The sequence below is a fragment of the Variovorax sp. EBFNA2 genome (assembly GCF_033802765.1).
GTDB lineage: Bacteria > Pseudomonadota > Gammaproteobacteria > Burkholderiales > Burkholderiaceae_C > Variovorax > Variovorax paradoxus_H.
In genome coordinates, this window is record NZ_CP138496.1 from 3,167,901 (window position 1) to 3,182,917 (window position 15,017).

18 protein-coding genes are annotated in these 15,017 nt (G+C 64.5%); 8 read left to right on the forward strand and 10 right to left on the reverse strand.

The features are described 5' to 3' along the window. Positions 1-264 precede the first annotated feature (264 nt). The 4 genes from RZE79_RS14835 to RZE79_RS14850 all read right to left on the reverse strand — a co-directional run bounded on the left by RZE79_RS14835 (position 265) and on the right by RZE79_RS14850 (position 3,931). A complete protein-coding gene (locus RZE79_RS14835; RefSeq protein ID WP_153284335.1) occupies positions 265-735 on the reverse strand; it encodes a hypothetical protein in 471 nt (156 codons plus the stop codon). Between the two features lie 346 nt (positions 736-1,081). After that, positions 1,082-2,422 (reverse strand): DUF5666 domain-containing protein, encoded by a 1,341-nt coding sequence (locus RZE79_RS14840; RefSeq protein ID WP_319360998.1) that lies wholly within the window; start codon positions 2,420-2,422, stop codon positions 1,082-1,084. Then, entirely contained in the window at positions 2,419-3,294 is an 876-nt protein-coding gene (locus RZE79_RS14845; protein WP_319360999.1) for a DUF6502 family protein, read from the reverse strand. Before RZE79_RS14845 ends, RZE79_RS14840 begins: the two co-directional genes overlap by 4 nt. A gap of 235 nt (positions 3,295-3,529) precedes the next feature. Next, a complete protein-coding gene (locus RZE79_RS14850; RefSeq protein WP_319361000.1) occupies positions 3,530-3,931 on the reverse strand; it encodes a hypothetical protein in 402 nt (133 codons plus the stop codon). Between the two features lie 284 nt (positions 3,932-4,215). Here RZE79_RS14850 and RZE79_RS14855 point away from each other — a divergent pair, with 284 nt between their 5' ends. The 8 genes from RZE79_RS14855 to RZE79_RS14890 all read left to right on the forward strand — a co-directional run bounded on the left by RZE79_RS14855 (position 4,216) and on the right by RZE79_RS14890 (position 9,703). After that, entirely contained in the window at positions 4,216-5,406 is a 1,191-nt protein-coding gene (locus tag RZE79_RS14855; RefSeq protein WP_319361001.1) for a replication initiation factor domain-containing protein, read from the forward strand. A 21-nt stretch (positions 5,407-5,427) separates the two neighbouring features. Continuing rightward, positions 5,428-5,769, forward strand: a complete 342-nt coding sequence (locus RZE79_RS14860; protein WP_319361002.1) for a hypothetical protein — start codon at positions 5,428-5,430, stop codon at positions 5,767-5,769. Continuing rightward, a complete protein-coding gene (locus RZE79_RS14865; protein ID WP_319361003.1) occupies positions 5,769-5,999 on the forward strand; it encodes a hypothetical protein in 231 nt (76 codons plus the stop codon). Before RZE79_RS14860 ends, RZE79_RS14865 begins: the two co-directional genes overlap by 1 nt. A 166-nt stretch (positions 6,000-6,165) precedes the next feature. Then, positions 6,166-6,417 (forward strand): hypothetical protein, encoded by a 252-nt coding sequence (locus tag RZE79_RS14870; protein ID WP_319361004.1) that lies wholly within the window; start codon positions 6,166-6,168, stop codon positions 6,415-6,417. 10 nt (positions 6,418-6,427) lie between these two features. Further along, entirely contained in the window at positions 6,428-6,565 is a 138-nt protein-coding gene (locus RZE79_RS14875) for a hypothetical protein (protein ID WP_180838847.1), read from the forward strand. 114 nt (positions 6,566-6,679) lie between these two features. Further along, positions 6,680-8,050: a hypothetical protein gene (locus RZE79_RS14880; RefSeq protein WP_319361005.1), complete on the forward strand. Its 1,371-nt coding sequence runs from the start codon at positions 6,680-6,682 to the stop codon at positions 8,048-8,050. Between the two features lie 6 nt (positions 8,051-8,056). Continuing rightward, the gene (locus tag RZE79_RS14885) at positions 8,057-8,362 is read left to right on the forward strand and encodes a hypothetical protein (RefSeq protein ID WP_101488780.1); all 306 of its coding nucleotides are present in this window, start codon (positions 8,057-8,059) and stop codon (positions 8,360-8,362) included. Positions 8,363-8,368: 6 nt separating this feature from the next. After that, positions 8,369-9,703 carry a zonular occludens toxin domain-containing protein gene (locus RZE79_RS14890; protein WP_319361006.1) on the forward strand — a complete coding sequence of 445 codons (1,335 nt, stop codon included), beginning with the start codon at positions 8,369-8,371 and terminating at the stop codon, positions 9,701-9,703. A gap of 543 nt (positions 9,704-10,246) precedes the next feature. Here the strand turns inward: RZE79_RS14890 and RZE79_RS14895 are convergent. The 6 genes from RZE79_RS14895 to mltG form a co-directional block, all read right to left on the reverse strand. Next, a complete protein-coding gene (locus RZE79_RS14895; RefSeq protein ID WP_319361007.1) occupies positions 10,247-10,927 on the reverse strand; it encodes an ankyrin repeat domain-containing protein in 681 nt (226 codons plus the stop codon). Then, the gene (locus tag RZE79_RS14900) at positions 10,924-11,730 is read right to left on the reverse strand and encodes a TatD family hydrolase (RefSeq protein WP_319361008.1); all 807 of its coding nucleotides are present in this window, start codon (positions 11,728-11,730) and stop codon (positions 10,924-10,926) included. The genes RZE79_RS14895 and RZE79_RS14900 overlap by 4 nt, the downstream gene beginning before the upstream one ends. Positions 11,731-11,813: 83 nt before the next feature. After that, complete coding sequence (locus RZE79_RS14905) at positions 11,814-12,215, reverse strand: PilZ domain-containing protein (protein ID WP_153284329.1); 402 nt, start codon at positions 12,213-12,215, stop codon at positions 11,814-11,816. After that, positions 12,212-13,234: a DNA polymerase III subunit delta' gene (locus RZE79_RS14910; RefSeq protein WP_319361009.1), complete on the reverse strand. Its 1,023-nt coding sequence runs from the start codon at positions 13,232-13,234 to the stop codon at positions 12,212-12,214. Before RZE79_RS14910 ends, RZE79_RS14905 begins: the two co-directional genes overlap by 4 nt. After that, positions 13,231-13,911: a dTMP kinase gene (tmk, locus tag RZE79_RS14915; protein WP_373696559.1), complete on the reverse strand. Its 681-nt coding sequence runs from the start codon at positions 13,909-13,911 to the stop codon at positions 13,231-13,233. Before tmk ends, RZE79_RS14910 begins: the two co-directional genes overlap by 4 nt. Further along, the gene (gene mltG, locus RZE79_RS14920) at positions 13,908-14,936 is read right to left on the reverse strand and encodes an endolytic transglycosylase MltG (protein WP_319361010.1); all 1,029 of its coding nucleotides are present in this window, start codon (positions 14,934-14,936) and stop codon (positions 13,908-13,910) included. Before mltG ends, tmk begins: the two co-directional genes overlap by 4 nt. Positions 14,937-15,017: the final 81 nt, after the last annotated feature.

A 15,017-nucleotide genomic window follows, 5' to 3' on the forward strand; every position in this document is an offset into this window, starting at 1 on the left:
CACATTACTGCTTTGGTTTTCGAAAGGAACCTCGCCGGTGATCTGTGACGTCTGTTGCGCCTGGTTGCACTTGCGTCGCCGACGGGCCTTTTCGATCGCTGCACGAGGAGCGTCCGCCGCGGCCGGGGGCCGCGGCATGGCGAACGGGTACCCGTTTCATGGAGGTAGGGGGGAGGGCGCGCGAAGGGCGATGGGGCGTGTGCGCCGGACGCGCACATCCATCAGCGCGCCAGGACCGGCACGCCGCGCGACTCGGGCCGGGATTCAGGTTCGCCGTGGCACCAGCGCCGTCCGTCCCAGGGGCGTGACCCGCAGGACGGTGGCCTGCCGCAGCTTCTGCCGTGCGCGGCAGATCGGGGGGAGGGTGGCTTCCACCATCCCGGCGGCTTCAAGAACCGCCACGGAGTTGATCTCCGACGGGTCCTCGGTGTGGAGGGGAAAGGTCGAGTTGCCGATCCTGCGCAGGTAGTCGAGCGGCATCACGCTCCATTGCGGGCGTTCTTCATGAACCGAAGCGCCGCCGCCGCACAGCGTGGCGGCCTCCGCATGGCCTTCGTCCGTGATGGCAAAGACCTGGGCGCTTTCGTACCGCTGGTAACCGAAGTTGTCGACGTGGAACTCGGCTTCGATGAGTCCGGTGGCGACCAGCACCGAGGCGTGCCGGATGTCTGCTTCCGCAGTGAGCATGACCGGAAAACGCTTGTTCAGAAGCCGAAGAAGAAGGACGAGCGGCATGCGGTGCTCCTCGCAATGTCAGCGGTGCCGGCTGCGCCGGCAACGAACAGTCATCCGATGCGCAGCCCCGCAAGGGGTGGCACCCACCAGGCATCGGCCTGCGGTACCAGCGGGGAGCAACGGTCGCACTGAACTCGCAGGAACAGACACGGAAGCCACCAAAGTAAAAAATGTGATTTTTTCACTTTAGTCCCTTTTTCGTACTTTCGCCACGAATTTGGCGATAGATGGCCAAAGGTGCTAGGGGGCCCGCGCGCATGCAGCCACCGCGGAGTGGCGATGTCGAGCCGCATGGGGGAAAGCCCCGCCAGAGAGGAGGGACGGCGCGGGGCGCTCTGCCGCTGCTTCAAGGGGTGAATTTCACCCGCTGGGCGATCAGGATGCCGTCGATCACGCGGTCTCCCACGACGGTCACGCTCCGGCCGTTGGCCAGGTTCACAGCGGTACCGTTCTCGAACACGGTACCCGGGCCGCTGGCGTCCACCGGCTGGCCCTGGACCCTGAAACTGGCAGGGGAGAGATAACTGCCGATGGCGCCGATGAGCATGAACGAGGCCGGCCCGCCCGTCCCCGGCACATGCCGGATGCGCAGCTTCTTGACGACCAGCACCCCGCCGGACATGAAGCCGTCGACCTCCACCTTCACGCCGTTGCCGAGCGAAGCGACGGGGCCGCCGGTGATCAGTGCATTGGTGGCGTCCACCGGCGTGCCCAGCACCTCGAAGGCGCCGCGCGAAGCGAAATCGGTGATGACCCCCGCGAGCTGGAGCGCGATGCCGTTGCTCACCGGTATTGCGTACCACCCCTCCACCTTGGTCGCGGTGAACGCGTTCCCGATCGGCGCGGCGGTGCCCCGGGCGCGCACGATGACGCCGTTGGCCAGCGAGGAGGTGTCGATGCCCGCGAAGCTGGCGCCGCTGTAGTTGACGGTCAGTTCGCCGAGCATGAAGGTCTGGTTCGCTGCATCGAGGTTCTGGATGGCGGCCGTGACCAGCGGGGCGGTCAGTGGGGGCGCAATCTGCACGCGGGTGGCGCGCAGCGTGCCGGGCGCGCCGGGCAGGCCCCACACCTGGATGAGGCTGCCGTCAGCCACGCTGGCGAGCCCGCTCGCGTCGGCCCAGACCGTGGCCGAATCGATGCTCACGCGGATGCCCATCACGACGAAGCTGCCGGTCCCCACGTCGATGCGCGAGACGGCACCGCGCAGTTCGGCCCCCGACACGACCTGCGTCGCAATGCCGCGGGTGAAGTCGGGGTCGACCTTGCCGGCGACCCGCGCGCTCATGCCGATCTGGAGTTCGGTGGCGTCCTCGACGGCGATCGTTGCGGTGTCCGTCGTGTAGCGCAGGCCGTTCAGGATGATGCTGCCCAGGCCGTCCGCCGCGCCGATGCCCGCGGCGTCCGCCGTCACGCCGGTGCCGCCCGAACCGACACCGGAGCCGTCGGTGTTGCTGTTGCCGGCGGTGTCGCCAGAGCCCGCGCCGGTGCCTGCACCGGTCCCGGTCGCATCCCCGCCTAAACCCGTGCCCGCGCCGCCCGGGCTGTCGCCGCCGATTGCGGTGCCCGTTCCCACGCCCTGGTGCGTTGCCGACCCGCGGCCATCGCCTCCGCACGACATCAACAAGGCCGTGAGTCCGACAGATAACAAGCCAAGCATGAGCCGGCGGGGTGTCTTCATCGTGCTCATGATGTGCGCTCGCTTTCAGAGGACGTGGGCGTGGACGTGGGCGTGGACGTGGACGTGGACGTGGGCGTGGACGTGGGCGGTGTGCCCTCGTCTTCGTAGTACGTGTAGATGCCGACCCGGATTTGCCCTTTGGCGCGGGCCGGCGCACGACTGACCGCTTGCGCCATTTCCTGCGCGAGGTCGTGATGCAGGGCGGACCAGCGTTCACGCACCAGGCGGTGGATCTGTTCGCAATCGTTCAACGACAGCCCGCGCGCGTACACCGCGCGCTCGAGCATGCGGGGCTGCTCGCCCAGCGTGTTGGCGACGGCCGCCAGCAGGTGGTCCCGCCCGTTGTCGCCCAGGAAAGCCAGCATCGATTGCAGGTCTTGCACGGGCACGAAACCGTCGGTGGTGAGTTCGGCCACGCCTTCGTTTTCGGTCACCATGTTCAACCGGATCAACTCGTCAAGGATCGTGCGGTGGTGAACATTGCCGCGGCTGCTCAGGCGCGCGACCGCCTCGAACGAGGGCGCTGTGTGTCCCGCCGTGACGGGCAGGCGCCGGAACGAGGCGTCTTCGGTGAGCATCTGCAGCCACAGCGTGAACGTCTTGGCAGCGGCCGACAGTTCGGTGTGGGGCAGGGGGTCTCCGGTGGAGCGGACCTTGGCGGTCACCGCCTTGCGGTTCAGGCCTGTGGTGACGGACAGCTGGCTCAGGTTGGGCTTGGGAATGCCCTGGGTGCGCCATGAGCGCTGGGCTTCCTCGATCAGCAGGTCGCGCAGCAACTCCTCCAGGTGGGGATGCTTGACCCCCATCGCGAGGGCGAGCCTGACCACCGGTCGCAGGATGCGTGAGCAGGCCGCAAGGGCCCAGTCCAGCCGTTGTTCCATGAAGCCGCTTCCTGAACGTGCGATTCAAGCGGGACTTGGAGGCGTCGCCGCTACGCCATCAACGTGACATTGTCCTGCGTAACCCCGTTGAAGTGAACGCTTTGGACTACGGCGTCCGGCTGGTAGTACGGATGCAGTCCCGTGAGAGCGGCCTGATCAGGTTTGCGGCGTGCGGCCGTCAGCTTCTTGAATCCCACCTTTGTGGATTTGAACCTTGGCCTTGGCTTATGTGATTTTACATAATATACATTGTGTAAATCGCAGATAGCCACTCAGCGGCGGTTGTCCAGGTCGTAGCTGTCGGGACCATCGAAAAAATCTGATGTGCCGAGGCGCCAACGGAACCGAGTACCGCGCCAATCGCTATTGAAGACTTTCCCAGGACCTTCATCAGGCGGTCCCCCTTGGCTGTGCCCTGGTGCTTGAGCACAACGGCACGCACAAGAAATTCCGCTGGGTCAAGCCCGGCTACAGAGGCGATCAGCGCCTGATCTTCTGGCGCGCAAGACGCCGATCCATTCCGCCAGTTGGCGAGCCTTTGCGGCAGCACGCCAAGCGCGCGGGCGAGCGCAGCATCGCTTCCGGCTATGGCCCGTGCCTTGTCGATCAGTAAATTTAGTGCGGTCGTGTCGGACATGGTTACGCCCTTTCATTAACTGTTTCGTTTATAAACACGATTGTTTATATAAACGAAGTCGTTGAGGGATTATGGCGCTGATCTTGAAGACAGGGAAACAGGGCGAAGGCATGACCTACCGCCTCAGGCAGGGCCAATCCGGGGCAGGAATGCTGTCCGGTTGGATGCCGCCCGTTCAGCAGGGCTCGAAAAGCGAGGGTTGCAGCGGCCCGGAGGGACGCGCCTGCGCGGCCACCGGGCCGGTGTCGGCCCTCCCCGTTGGTAATCACGGGGAGAACGTTTGAATGACCCGCGCGGCTCGTAACGCCCTGGTTTTGGACGGTTCTGAGGTCAAGGTCCGGCTGCAAGCCGCACGCACGGCCTCACGTTCTAAGGTCCATATCGACTGGCTTCGGTTCACCGTCCAACGTCGCTATGCCGCAGTGCCTTCCGCCGCGCTGCTGTTCGGCCCTGAGCCGTTCAACATTTGGGAAGCGGCAGAGTACCGGGTCCACAAGGTGTTGGCCGATCTGCCGAACGAAGACCATTGGGCTGGTGCTCAGGCGATGCAGCTAGCCCAGGACGTGGCAGCGGCGCTCGGCTCTGATTTCGCTGTCTGTCCTGAGCTTCGCAAGGGTCACGATTTCTACCGTCATCGTTGGAGCATCGAGCGCAACGGCCAGGAATGCGGATGGGTCGGCTTCCTTGCGAGCAGCGAAAGCCCTCGCCAGCAGGCGCAGGCGAAGACCATCCATTGCAACCTCTACGGAGCGGCATGCACGTTCGCTGCGCACGGTTGGCATGACCGCGTGTCCAAGTTGGTCGAAGACGAGAAAGCTGAAATCACCCGCGTAGATCTCGCGCTTGATTTCTTCGATGGCATGCCCGGTGGCATGGACCGCTTGAAGGATGACTATCTCTCGGGAGCAATGGACGTCTACGGCAAGCGCCCGAAGACGCATCAACACGGCGACTGGATCAACAATCGCGAACGCAGTTTCTACACCGGCAGCAAGCAGGCGGGCAAAGAAACGAACGTGTACGAAAAGGGCCATCAGCTATTTGGTCCGGAGTCGGGCAACCCCTGGATTCGCATCGAGATTCGGTATGGGAACAAGCTGCGCGAGCTACCGGTAGACGTGTTGCGGCGTGCCGCTGACTTCTTCGCGGGTTCGTCGTCCTGGCATGCGCAAATGCTGGCGCTCGCCGATCAGCATGCAGAGCCCATCCCGATGAAGACACGCCCGCGCCTCGCTATCGAGACGGTCGCAGCGGAGGTGTCACGCAACCTTCGGTGGGCCTTCAACACAGCCGCACCAACCATCGCCGCCGCATGGGAATACCTCGGCGATGAGTTCTTGGAACTGGTCGGCGGGACCAACCGTCCAGGCCGCCTGCGAAGCTTCAACGCAACCGAGTTGCGTCAAGCATTCAGTACGCAAGTTCAGACGTTTTCTTCGCTCGCAGGCGCTGGCCCCGCCATGCAATCGGCGTAACTCGGCCACAAGGAAATCACCATGCAAATGCAATCGGAAGTGCTTGTGCACGGCATCAAGGAAAGTACCGGGACCTTCGAAGGCCGGGCGTTTAGCTCGACCGTCTTCCACTGCGAAGTGGACATGAAAGAGAACGGTGCAGGCCGTGCAATCGGGCACGTCACGCGCCCTTTCAAGCTCGGTGATCACAGCGAGTTCGAAAAGTGGGCCCACCTCGGCGCGACCCTCAACGCTGGCCCGATCCGCGCTCAAGCCACGTTCGAAATCGAGGCTGCACGCGAGGACGGCTCGAAGCTCGTGCTCGTGGCGATCAAGCCCATCGACATGAAGCAGCAACCGTCCAAGGCTCCGCAGGCATCGTGATGCGCTTCGTCGTTCAGTCTCTCGAAACCGGGCGGTTCCTCTGCCCTTCCCTAGCGGACGGACAGCCGGAATGGGTGCGCTCGCTGCGGGAGGCTGGCGGCGGTGTCGTCACTGATGAAGACGAAGCGCTCGACATGGCTATCGAGTACGCCGAGCAAGGCGAGCCGGTTCAGGTGATCGACCTCGACCGCCTCGGTACGTCTGACGACTACAGCGAGGGCACGCGATGACCGGCCTCGGGTTCCTCTGCCTTGTTGTGGTCGTCATGGCTCTCCCGGCGTTGCTGCTGATGTTGGGCGGCGCTGTCGAGCGAGCCGCGCAGCGTGGTCAACGCATCTTCAAAGCGAGGCGTCGGGACCACTCGACGGTCCCGCAGATCACCTGGAAGGACTCAGCGTGATTTGCGCGCAGGAACTTCCAGCATTGGCGGACGGCGCTAAGCCGCTCGCGATCACGGCGGCTCAACCCGCCGATCTTTCAACCTGTTCGTACTTGCTGGTCTCGGGCTCCGAGATCGCGATTGCGTCTGGTTTCACAGTCCCCTCGCCTGCCGACTTTGGCATCGCCTGGGTGTGGGGCTTTTCTCTCGTGGTCGGTTCCTACGTGCTTTCGTGGGGTGCCGGGGCGGTGCTGCGCTTCTTCAAGTAAAGGAAAAATCATGGACTTCTCGTCTCTCACTGGCGCAATCGATCTGAGCACCGTTGGCGTCGCCATCCTGGCCATCGCCGTCATCATGATGGGCCCCAAGGTCGCGTCGTATGGCGCGAAGAAGGTGCTCGGCTTCTTCCGCGGTTAAGCGGCTCGCCCGGGCCTTCGGGCCTGGGCATTTTTGCCATGTGGCTCATCCTCGCTTTCTTCTGCGGCGTCTGCTGCGGCTGCGCATGTGTCGCAGGACTCTGGAACACTTGACATGCTGCACCATCGCAATCGGCTCGGTGGCTTCGCTCATGTCTTCCGTCTTATCGCTGTAGTGTTCTTGGCGTCGCTGTCGTTTTCGACGCATGCGCTTGTGTCTAAGGGCACGGTTTACTCGTTCAATGCATCTTTGGCCGCGCCGGTGTATTCGACCTATGCCGCAGCATGTTCTGCTTGGGCTGACTCTCGGGCTGCTGCAACTGGCAAGCCCTATGCGTACCGTGTGACTGGCACTGCGCCGGCCCTCAAGTGCGAGGTTCGTCAAACTGACGATGCTGGCAACCCTTGGGTTGAGCGGACTATCTACAGTGGGCTCTCTTGCCCTGCTAACAGTACGTCTGTCACTGGTGGGTGTCAGTGCAATGTTGGTTTTGTTGACAACGCGACGCAGACTGCTTGCGAACCCAAGAAGGTTACGTGCACTGTCGGACAGGTCATCAGCAGCGGCTTCTTCGATACGGGTAGTGAGATTGCCAAGGGCCCGCCTTACATCGTTTGCTCTGCTGGCTGTGCTGCGGCTTTTGATGGCGAGTTCCCAGCAGGCACTGCGCTAGTCGGCGGAAAGAGGCACTATTTCGCTCAGGGTCAGTACGCCAACAATGGCAGCAATTGCGACTCTGGTGGTGGTCCTGGCGTCCCCACTGGTGACGGCAACGCGCCCGATCCTAATGAAGCTGTCCCTCCGGACACGTGCGGACCTGGGGAAGCGCCGGGTGTCGTCAACGGCAAAGCTGTGTGCGCGCCTGACATGTCCCAGCCGGGGGACGGCACGACGCCGCCGAAGACGCCGGAGGCGCCAACGTCCGACGACAAGAAGACCAGTCAAACGGACATCGAGTCGCAGACCAACCCGGACGGCTCGAAGACGGTTACCACGACTACGACGACACGTGGCGTGGACGGCACCAGCACCACCACGAAGACCGTCGACACCTACAACCCGGACGGTAGCAAGCGAAGCTCCAGCAGCACCACAACGGGCAGCGGCGTGACGAAGGAGGCCGACGACAAAGACAAGAAGGCCGAGAAATGCGAGAAAAACTCGTCCGACACCGGCTGCGGCGGCGATCCAAAAGCGGTTGACTCGAATGGCCTGTACACGAAGAAGGAGGCCACGGTAAAGGGCGCTCTTGAGAGTGCTGCGGCTACGCTCAGGGGCTCACCTGTCGGTGCTGCGGTCACCGGCTTTTTCGTCGTCGGTAGTGGTGGCTCGTGCCCCACGGCCACGGCCATGATTCCGTTTCTTGAGCGGACTATCACGCTCGACTTCTACTGCACCAGCTTCGCAACGAACGCCCTGCTTCTGCTACGCATCGTGCTGTTGCTGATCGCAAGCTGGATGGCGTTCCGCATCGCAATCGAGTGAGGCCGCATGCTCAAGCAATTTACTGACTGGCTTTGGTCCCTGATCGTCGCGGCCTTCGGCGCGGTGTGGGGCCTTCTACAGGACGCATTCATTGCGTTCTTCACCCTGGTCGTGAACGGGTTCGCAAGTCTCGTCGCGGCGATCCCTGTGCCCGCCTTCATCTCGGGTGGCCTGGGCAGTCTCTGGGCGCAAATGGACCCGGGCATGGTGTACCTGCTGAGTGAAGCGGGAGTGCCCGCAGCGTTCGCCGTGCTCGGCGGCGGCTATGCGTTCAGGTTGGCGCGCAAGTTCCTCACCCTCTTTCAGTGGTAGCAGCACATGGCAATCCTGTATTACGAAGGTCTGCCCGGTGCTGGCAAGTCTTACGAAGCGATGGCAACGCAGATCATTCCGATGCTGCAGAAAGGCCGCGAGGTCGTTGCGTACATCGAGGGCCTGGACCACGCGAAGATTGCGGTTGCCGCGGATCTGCCTGAGGAACGCGTTCGCGAACTGCTGTTTGTCATCACGCGTGAGGACATGCGCCCGCGCGAAAAGAAAGACGGCAAAAAGACGGTGGCCGTCGATGGGCTATGGATCGAGAAAGTGCGCGACAACGCGTTTCACGTCTTCGATGAAGCGCAAAACTGGTGGCCGAATCGTCACCGAGCCTCGGAGGGGTTGACGCAGTTCGTGACCGAGCATCGGCACCGTGGCATTGACATTCTGTTGATGGGCCAATCGCTGCTTGACGTGCTCGCGCTCTGGCGTCGTCGCGTGGATCAGAAGTTCACGTTCCTCAAGCTCACGGCCTTGGGCACCGACAAGCGCTATCGCGTCACTGTGTTCAAGGGCCAGGGCAATGACGAATTCGTCAAGGTCGCCGACAAGCTCGGCAAGTACGACCCGAAATACTTCGGCACGTACAAGAGCCATGTGTCCGAAGACACCAACACCGAGACGTACACCGACAACCGCGCGGTGTTCTGGAAAGGAGCGACGATCAAATACGGCGTGCCGGTGATGATGGTGTTGTTCATTGCCGGGTGCTGGAAGCTCTGGCAGTTTTTCCACCCTGAGGTGACGACGCCGAAAGCTGTAGCGGCATCGACCGGCCCGAGGCCATCGCCGACGAACGGAACGGCCCCGCCAAGCGCGCAAACGGCCCAGGTGCAGGCCAAGGTAGCCGATGCGAACAAGTCGCCGCAGGAACGCTATTTCGAAGACCTGAGCGGAAAGTACCGGATTCGTCTCTCTGGCTTGCTCGCAGGTCGCGGGCACGTTGCTGGCGTGGTCGAGTGGCTCGACGGGAATACGCGTGTGGTCGAGCGGCAAAGCCTCGACACGCTGCGCGATCTTGGCGTGGCCGTCATCGTCACTGGCCCCACTGTGCGGCTGCGTGTCGGTGAGTGGTCTGCCCTCGCCACGATGTGGCCGGTAGAAGACGCGGTGGGCCGTGTCTCCGAGGCGCGACAGGATGCGATTCGCGGTGGTGTTGATGGCCGAGGGGGATCGATGCAGACCGTTTCCGCGCCGGCTGGGCCCTCAGGGCTGTCGATCATCGATTCGCCACGGCGTGAGCCTGCTGCGCCGCTTGAACGGCAGTCGAGCGAAAACGGGTTCTCGCAACCCAGGGTCAAGGGCAACTCGCCGTGGTCCTTCCAGGCGAAGTAGGACCGTTGCATGCTGCTTTCCGTGGTGATCACCGTGGTCGAGGCGTCGATGTGCGGCGCGCTTATCTGCTGGCTCGTGAAGGACTTTCGGCGCTGGTTGCGCGAGGTCACGCAATAGCGGCGTTGCTCTCATGCTTCCCTGCTAGAAGACAAAACGCCGTAGCCCTTGTGGCGGAGGCATCTGCTCTCTGGTGCTGAGCGCCTTACGTGCCCCTGCCCTATCTCTGGCCGGCCAGGAAAACGCCCGCTGGCGGGCTCCTGTAGTGAAATCACCTCGGTATCACGTAGGTGTACTGAAAACCTAGCCAGGCGCGCACTCGAGGCGAGATTTCGGGGCGTATGGCGATACTTTCCCGTCGATCGCCAGAAACAAGAAAGGCCCCTCTCGAGGGGCCTTTTCATTGATGCTAGTCTTTCAGAGATTTACATAATTTCAAGCTACTGGCGCTTGACATAACCGTTTTTGTATCTGCGAATTCGGCCTTATATACATTGTGTTGATTAAGGATGGACGATTCCAGCCTCAATCAACCCGTCTGGCCACTCACCACTTCCCATCCTTCGGCACGGCCTTCACCGCATTCGCCTTCGCATCCCCAGCCGCCTTGATCAGCTCCGCCGACTCCGCCCGATTCGCTTTCACCGCAAAGTCGACCGCCGTCATGCCGAGCTGGTTCTTCATCGCCGTGTCCGCGCCTTCGGCCAGCAGCAGCTTCACGGCGTCGTTCGATCCGTACATCGCGGCCATCATCAGCGGCGTGGTGCCGTTGGGCGACTGGGCGTCGATGAAGGCGTGGTTCTCGAGCAGCAGTTTCATGATCGACAGTTGCCCGCTGCTGGCCGCGTAATGCAGCGGCGCCCAGCCGGTCTTGTTGACGGCGGCGTCGCGCTTGAGCAGCTGCACGACCAGGTCCTGCTGGCCCTTGATCGACGCCAGCATCAGCGGCGTTTCGTCCTTGGCGTTGGCCAGGTCGACGTTGAGTTGCGGCGATTCCATCAGCACCTGGACGACTTTCGGCGACGGCTCGCGCAGTGCGAGCAGCAAGCCGGTCTGGCCGTGTTCGTCGCGCGTATTCGGGTCGAAACCGCGGTTCAGCAGGGTGCGGACACCACTGGCGTTGTCGCCGCGCACGGCCCGGAAAAAGTCTTCGAACGACCCGGCATGCGCTGCAAAAGATGCAGCCATGACAACAAGATATATCGACTTCTTAAAGTAATTTTTCATAGTTTGACTTCCCTGAACAAAGCTTCGAAGTTGTCGCTTGTCGCCTTGGCGATGTCCTCTACGGGCACGTGTCGCAGTTCGGCGATCTGTTGCGCCACGAAGGGCACATACGACGGATTGTTGGTCTTGCCGCGGTACGGCACGGGCGCGAGGTACGGGCTGTCCGTCTCGATCAGCATGCGGTCCAGTGGCACGAAAGCCGCCACGTCGCGCAGGTCCTGGGCCTTCTTGAAGGTCAGGATGCCCGAAAAGGAAATGTAGAAACCCAGGTCGAGTGCGGCGCGTGCCACCTCGGCGGTTTCGGTGAAGCAATGGAACACGCCGCCGGCCGCCCTGCCCGCGCCGTCTTCGCCCTCCTCCTTGAGGATCGCCAGTGTGTCGGCCGATGCGTCGCGGGTGTGGATGATGAGCGGCTTGCGCGATTGCTGTGCGGCGCGGATGTGCACGCGAAAGCGGTCGCGTTGCCATTCCATGTCGGCGATGCTGCGGCCGCCCTTGCGCTCTTCCATCTGGTAGTAGTCGAGGCCGGTTTCGCCGATGGCCACGACACGCGGCCGTGCCGACAGGCGCACCAGGTCTTCCACGGTGGGCTCTGCGATGTCCTCGTTGTCGGGGTGCACGCCCACGCTGGCCCAGAAGTTGTCGTAGCGGGCGGCCAGGGCCTGCACGTCGTCGAACTCTTCGAGCTTGGTGCAGATGCACAGCGCCCGGTCGACCTTGGCGGCGGCCATGGCAGCGCGGATTTGCGGCATCTGGTCCGCGAACTCGGGAAAGGTCAGGTGGCAGTGGGAGTCGGTGAACATCGGAAAGGGTGAAGTGCGGCGCGCCTGTGGGAGATCGCGCCGTGTCCGGAGTTCCGCGCCACGAGGCGCGGCGGAGAAAGAACTCAGATGGTCTGAGTGGCGCGGTCGGAGGCCATGGAGCCACCGAGCGCGGCTTCGATGCGCGCTTTCAGCTGGCGCGACTTCTCGTCTGACGGAAAGCGCACGCCGACGCCCGGCGCCCGGTTGCCGGCGGCACGGGCCGGCGTGATCCAGGCGACCTTGCCGGCGACCGGGTAGCGCTGCGGGTCTTCGGGCAGCGTGAGCAGCACGTAGACGTCGTCGCCGAGCCGGTACTCGCGCGTGGTCGGAATGAAGATGCCGCCTTCGGCAAACAGCGGGATGTAGGCCGCGTAGAGCGCGCCCTTTTCCTTGATGGCGAGCTGGATGACGCTCGGCCGGGCCGGCGTGGCAGACAACGCGGCAGCGGCGGCAGAGGCTGGAACAGGAGCGGCAGGTGGGTTCATGGGCGGCGAGCGGCAGAGTTTAGGGTGCTTCGCGCCTCGCTCACAAGCGCTTCGAGCATGAGGCCGGCGTTGAACGGATGTTCGGCGGTTCGCGCGGCGCTGGCGAGCGATTTCGACCAGCGCGCCAGCGCCAGCTTGTGCGGCACCGGCGGCAGGTCGGCCGCGTCGAAGAAACGGGGTTCGGCGCCGTGGCCCACGGCCATCAGGTCGTGGCAGAGCTTCTGCAGCGCGACGACGGCCTGGGCGGGTGCCTGGTCGGTCAGCGCGCCCACGTCGCCGCGCGACACGGCCTTGGGCAGCAGCGACCACGCCTTGGGCGACTGGCCCGAGCGTGCCAGCCGCAGCGCATCGCTGGGCCGTCCGCCCGCGGCACGCAGCAGTTGCGCTGCATCGGCGGGCGGCACGTCTTGCGCCACGAGCCAGGCTTCGGCCTCGGCGGTTTCGGGCCACGGCAGCGTGAAGCCGAGGCAGCGGCTGCGGATGGTCGGCAACAGCTGCCAAGCGGCTTCGCTCGCGAGCACGAAGCGCACGTCCCCGACGGGTTCTTCGAGCGTCTTGAGCAGCGCGTTGGCAGTGATGGTGTTCATGCGCTCGGCCGGATACACCAGCACGACCTTGCCGCGGCCGCGCGCGCTCGTGCGCTGCGCAAAGCCGACCGCGTCGCGCATCGCTTCGACGCGGATCTCGCGGCTGGCCTTGCGCTTCTTGTCGTCGATGTCGGACTGGGCCTTTTCGTCGAGCGGCCAGCCGAGTTCGCCCATGGCGACTTCGGGCATCAGCACGCACAGGTCGGCGTGGGTGCGGACCTCGATGGCGTGGCAGCTGGGGCAGTGGCCGCAGGCGGCACCGCCCTCCTCCACTGGCTGTTCGCACAGCCAGGCGGCGGCGAGCGCCAGCGCGAGTTCGTACTGGCCGATGCCCGACGGGCCTTGCAGCAGCCAGGCATGGCCGCGCTGGCGCAGCAGCTCGGCCAGCGGCTGGCGCAGCCAGGGCGTCAAGGTGTTCACCGGCTCGCTCATCGGGCGGCTCCCTGCACCGGCGACAGCACGCCGCGCGCCACCAGCGCGGTGTCGATTTGCTGCCAGACCTGGTCACGCGCCTGGCTCGCGTCGATGCGCACGAAGCGCGACGCATCGGCGGCGGCGCGGGCCGCATAGCCCTGCGCCACGCGGCGGAAGAACTCGACCGGCTGGGCCTCGAACTTGTCGGGCACGCGCGCGCCGGCCAGGCGCTGGGCGGCGATTTCAGGAGCGAGGTCGAACCACACGGTCAGTTGCGGCTGCAGCAGTTGCGACGCCGGCAGACCGGCGCGACCGGCCTGCACCCACTGCTCGAGCGTCGAGAGCACGGCGGTGTCGAAGCCGCGTCCCGCGCCCTGGTAGGCGAAGGTGGCGTCAGTGAAACGATCGCACAGCACGACCTCGCCGCGCGCCAGCGCCGGTTCGATGACCTGCGCGATGTGGTCGCAGCGGGCCGCGAACACCAGCAGCGATTCGGTCAGCGGATTCATCGGCTGTTCGAGCACCAGCCCGCGCAGCGTCTCGGCCAGCGGCGTGCCGCCGGGTTCGCGCGTGCGCACCACGGTGCGGCCTTGCGCCTGGAAGCGGGCTTCCAGCGCGTCGAGGTGGCTGGACTTGCCCGCGCCGTCGATGCCTTCCAGCGTCAGAAACAGACCGCCATTGCCGATCGAGCTCATTGGGTCGCCTTGGGTTGGGCGCTGCTGCCGCCACCGCCACGCTGGTAGCGGTTGACCGCGCGGTTGTGGTCGTCGAGCGAGCTGCTGAACTGGCTCGTGCCGTCGCCGCGCGAAACGAAGTACAGCGACTTGCTCTGCGCCGGCTGCACGGCCGCCAGCAGCGCGGCCTTGCCGGGCATGGCGATCGGCGTGGGCGGCAGGCCGCCGCGGGTGTAGGTGTTCCAGGGCGTGTCGGTCTGCAGGTCGCGCTTGCGCAGGTTGCCGTCGAAGGTGGCGCCCATGCCGTAGATCACGGTCGGGTCGGTCTGCAGCGGCATGCCGACGCGCAGCCGGTTGGTGAAGACGGCCGCGATCTCCGTGCGGTCGTTGGCCTTGCCTGTCTCCTTCTCGACAATGCTGGCCAGAATCAGCGCTTCATCGGCCGATTTGAGCGGCAGATCGGCTGCGCGGGCCGCCCAGGCGGCTTCGAGCTTCTTGTCCATGGCCCGCATGGCGCGCTGCAGCAGCGCGATGTCGGTCGAGCCCTTCGAGTAGGTGTAGGTGTCCGGGAAGAAGCGGCCTTCGGGGTGCACGCCCGGCTTGCCCAGCGCGGCCATCAATGCGTCTTCGGTCATGCCCACGCTTTCGGGCTTGAGCTGTTCAGCCTTGGCGAGCGCGGCGCGCACCTGGCGGATGTTCCAGCCCTCGACCAGCACCACGCTGCGCGTGGCTTCCTCGCCGCGCACCAGGATGTTGAGCAGCAGCTTGGGCGTGACGCCGCGTTCCAGTTCGTAACTGCCGGCGCGCATCTGGCGGTCTTGCCCCGAGATGCGGAACCACCAGTACAGCAGCTGCGGCTGCACGTCGGCGCCCGCGTCGGCCACGGCCTGGGCGATGCCGCGCGGCGTGGTGCCGGGCTCCACGGACAGGTCGACGCTGGGCGTCGGCAACTTGAGCGGCTGGTGCACCCACCAGAGACCGGCGCCGCCGAGCGCCAGAACGGCCAGGGCCACGAGCAGGAAGAGCGTGAGGAAGAAGCTGCGCACGAATCCGAGGAAAAGACGGAGGAAGAAAAAGGGCCTGCCAGACGATGGACACAGACCCGCGGGAAAGACCGGCCCCATCGC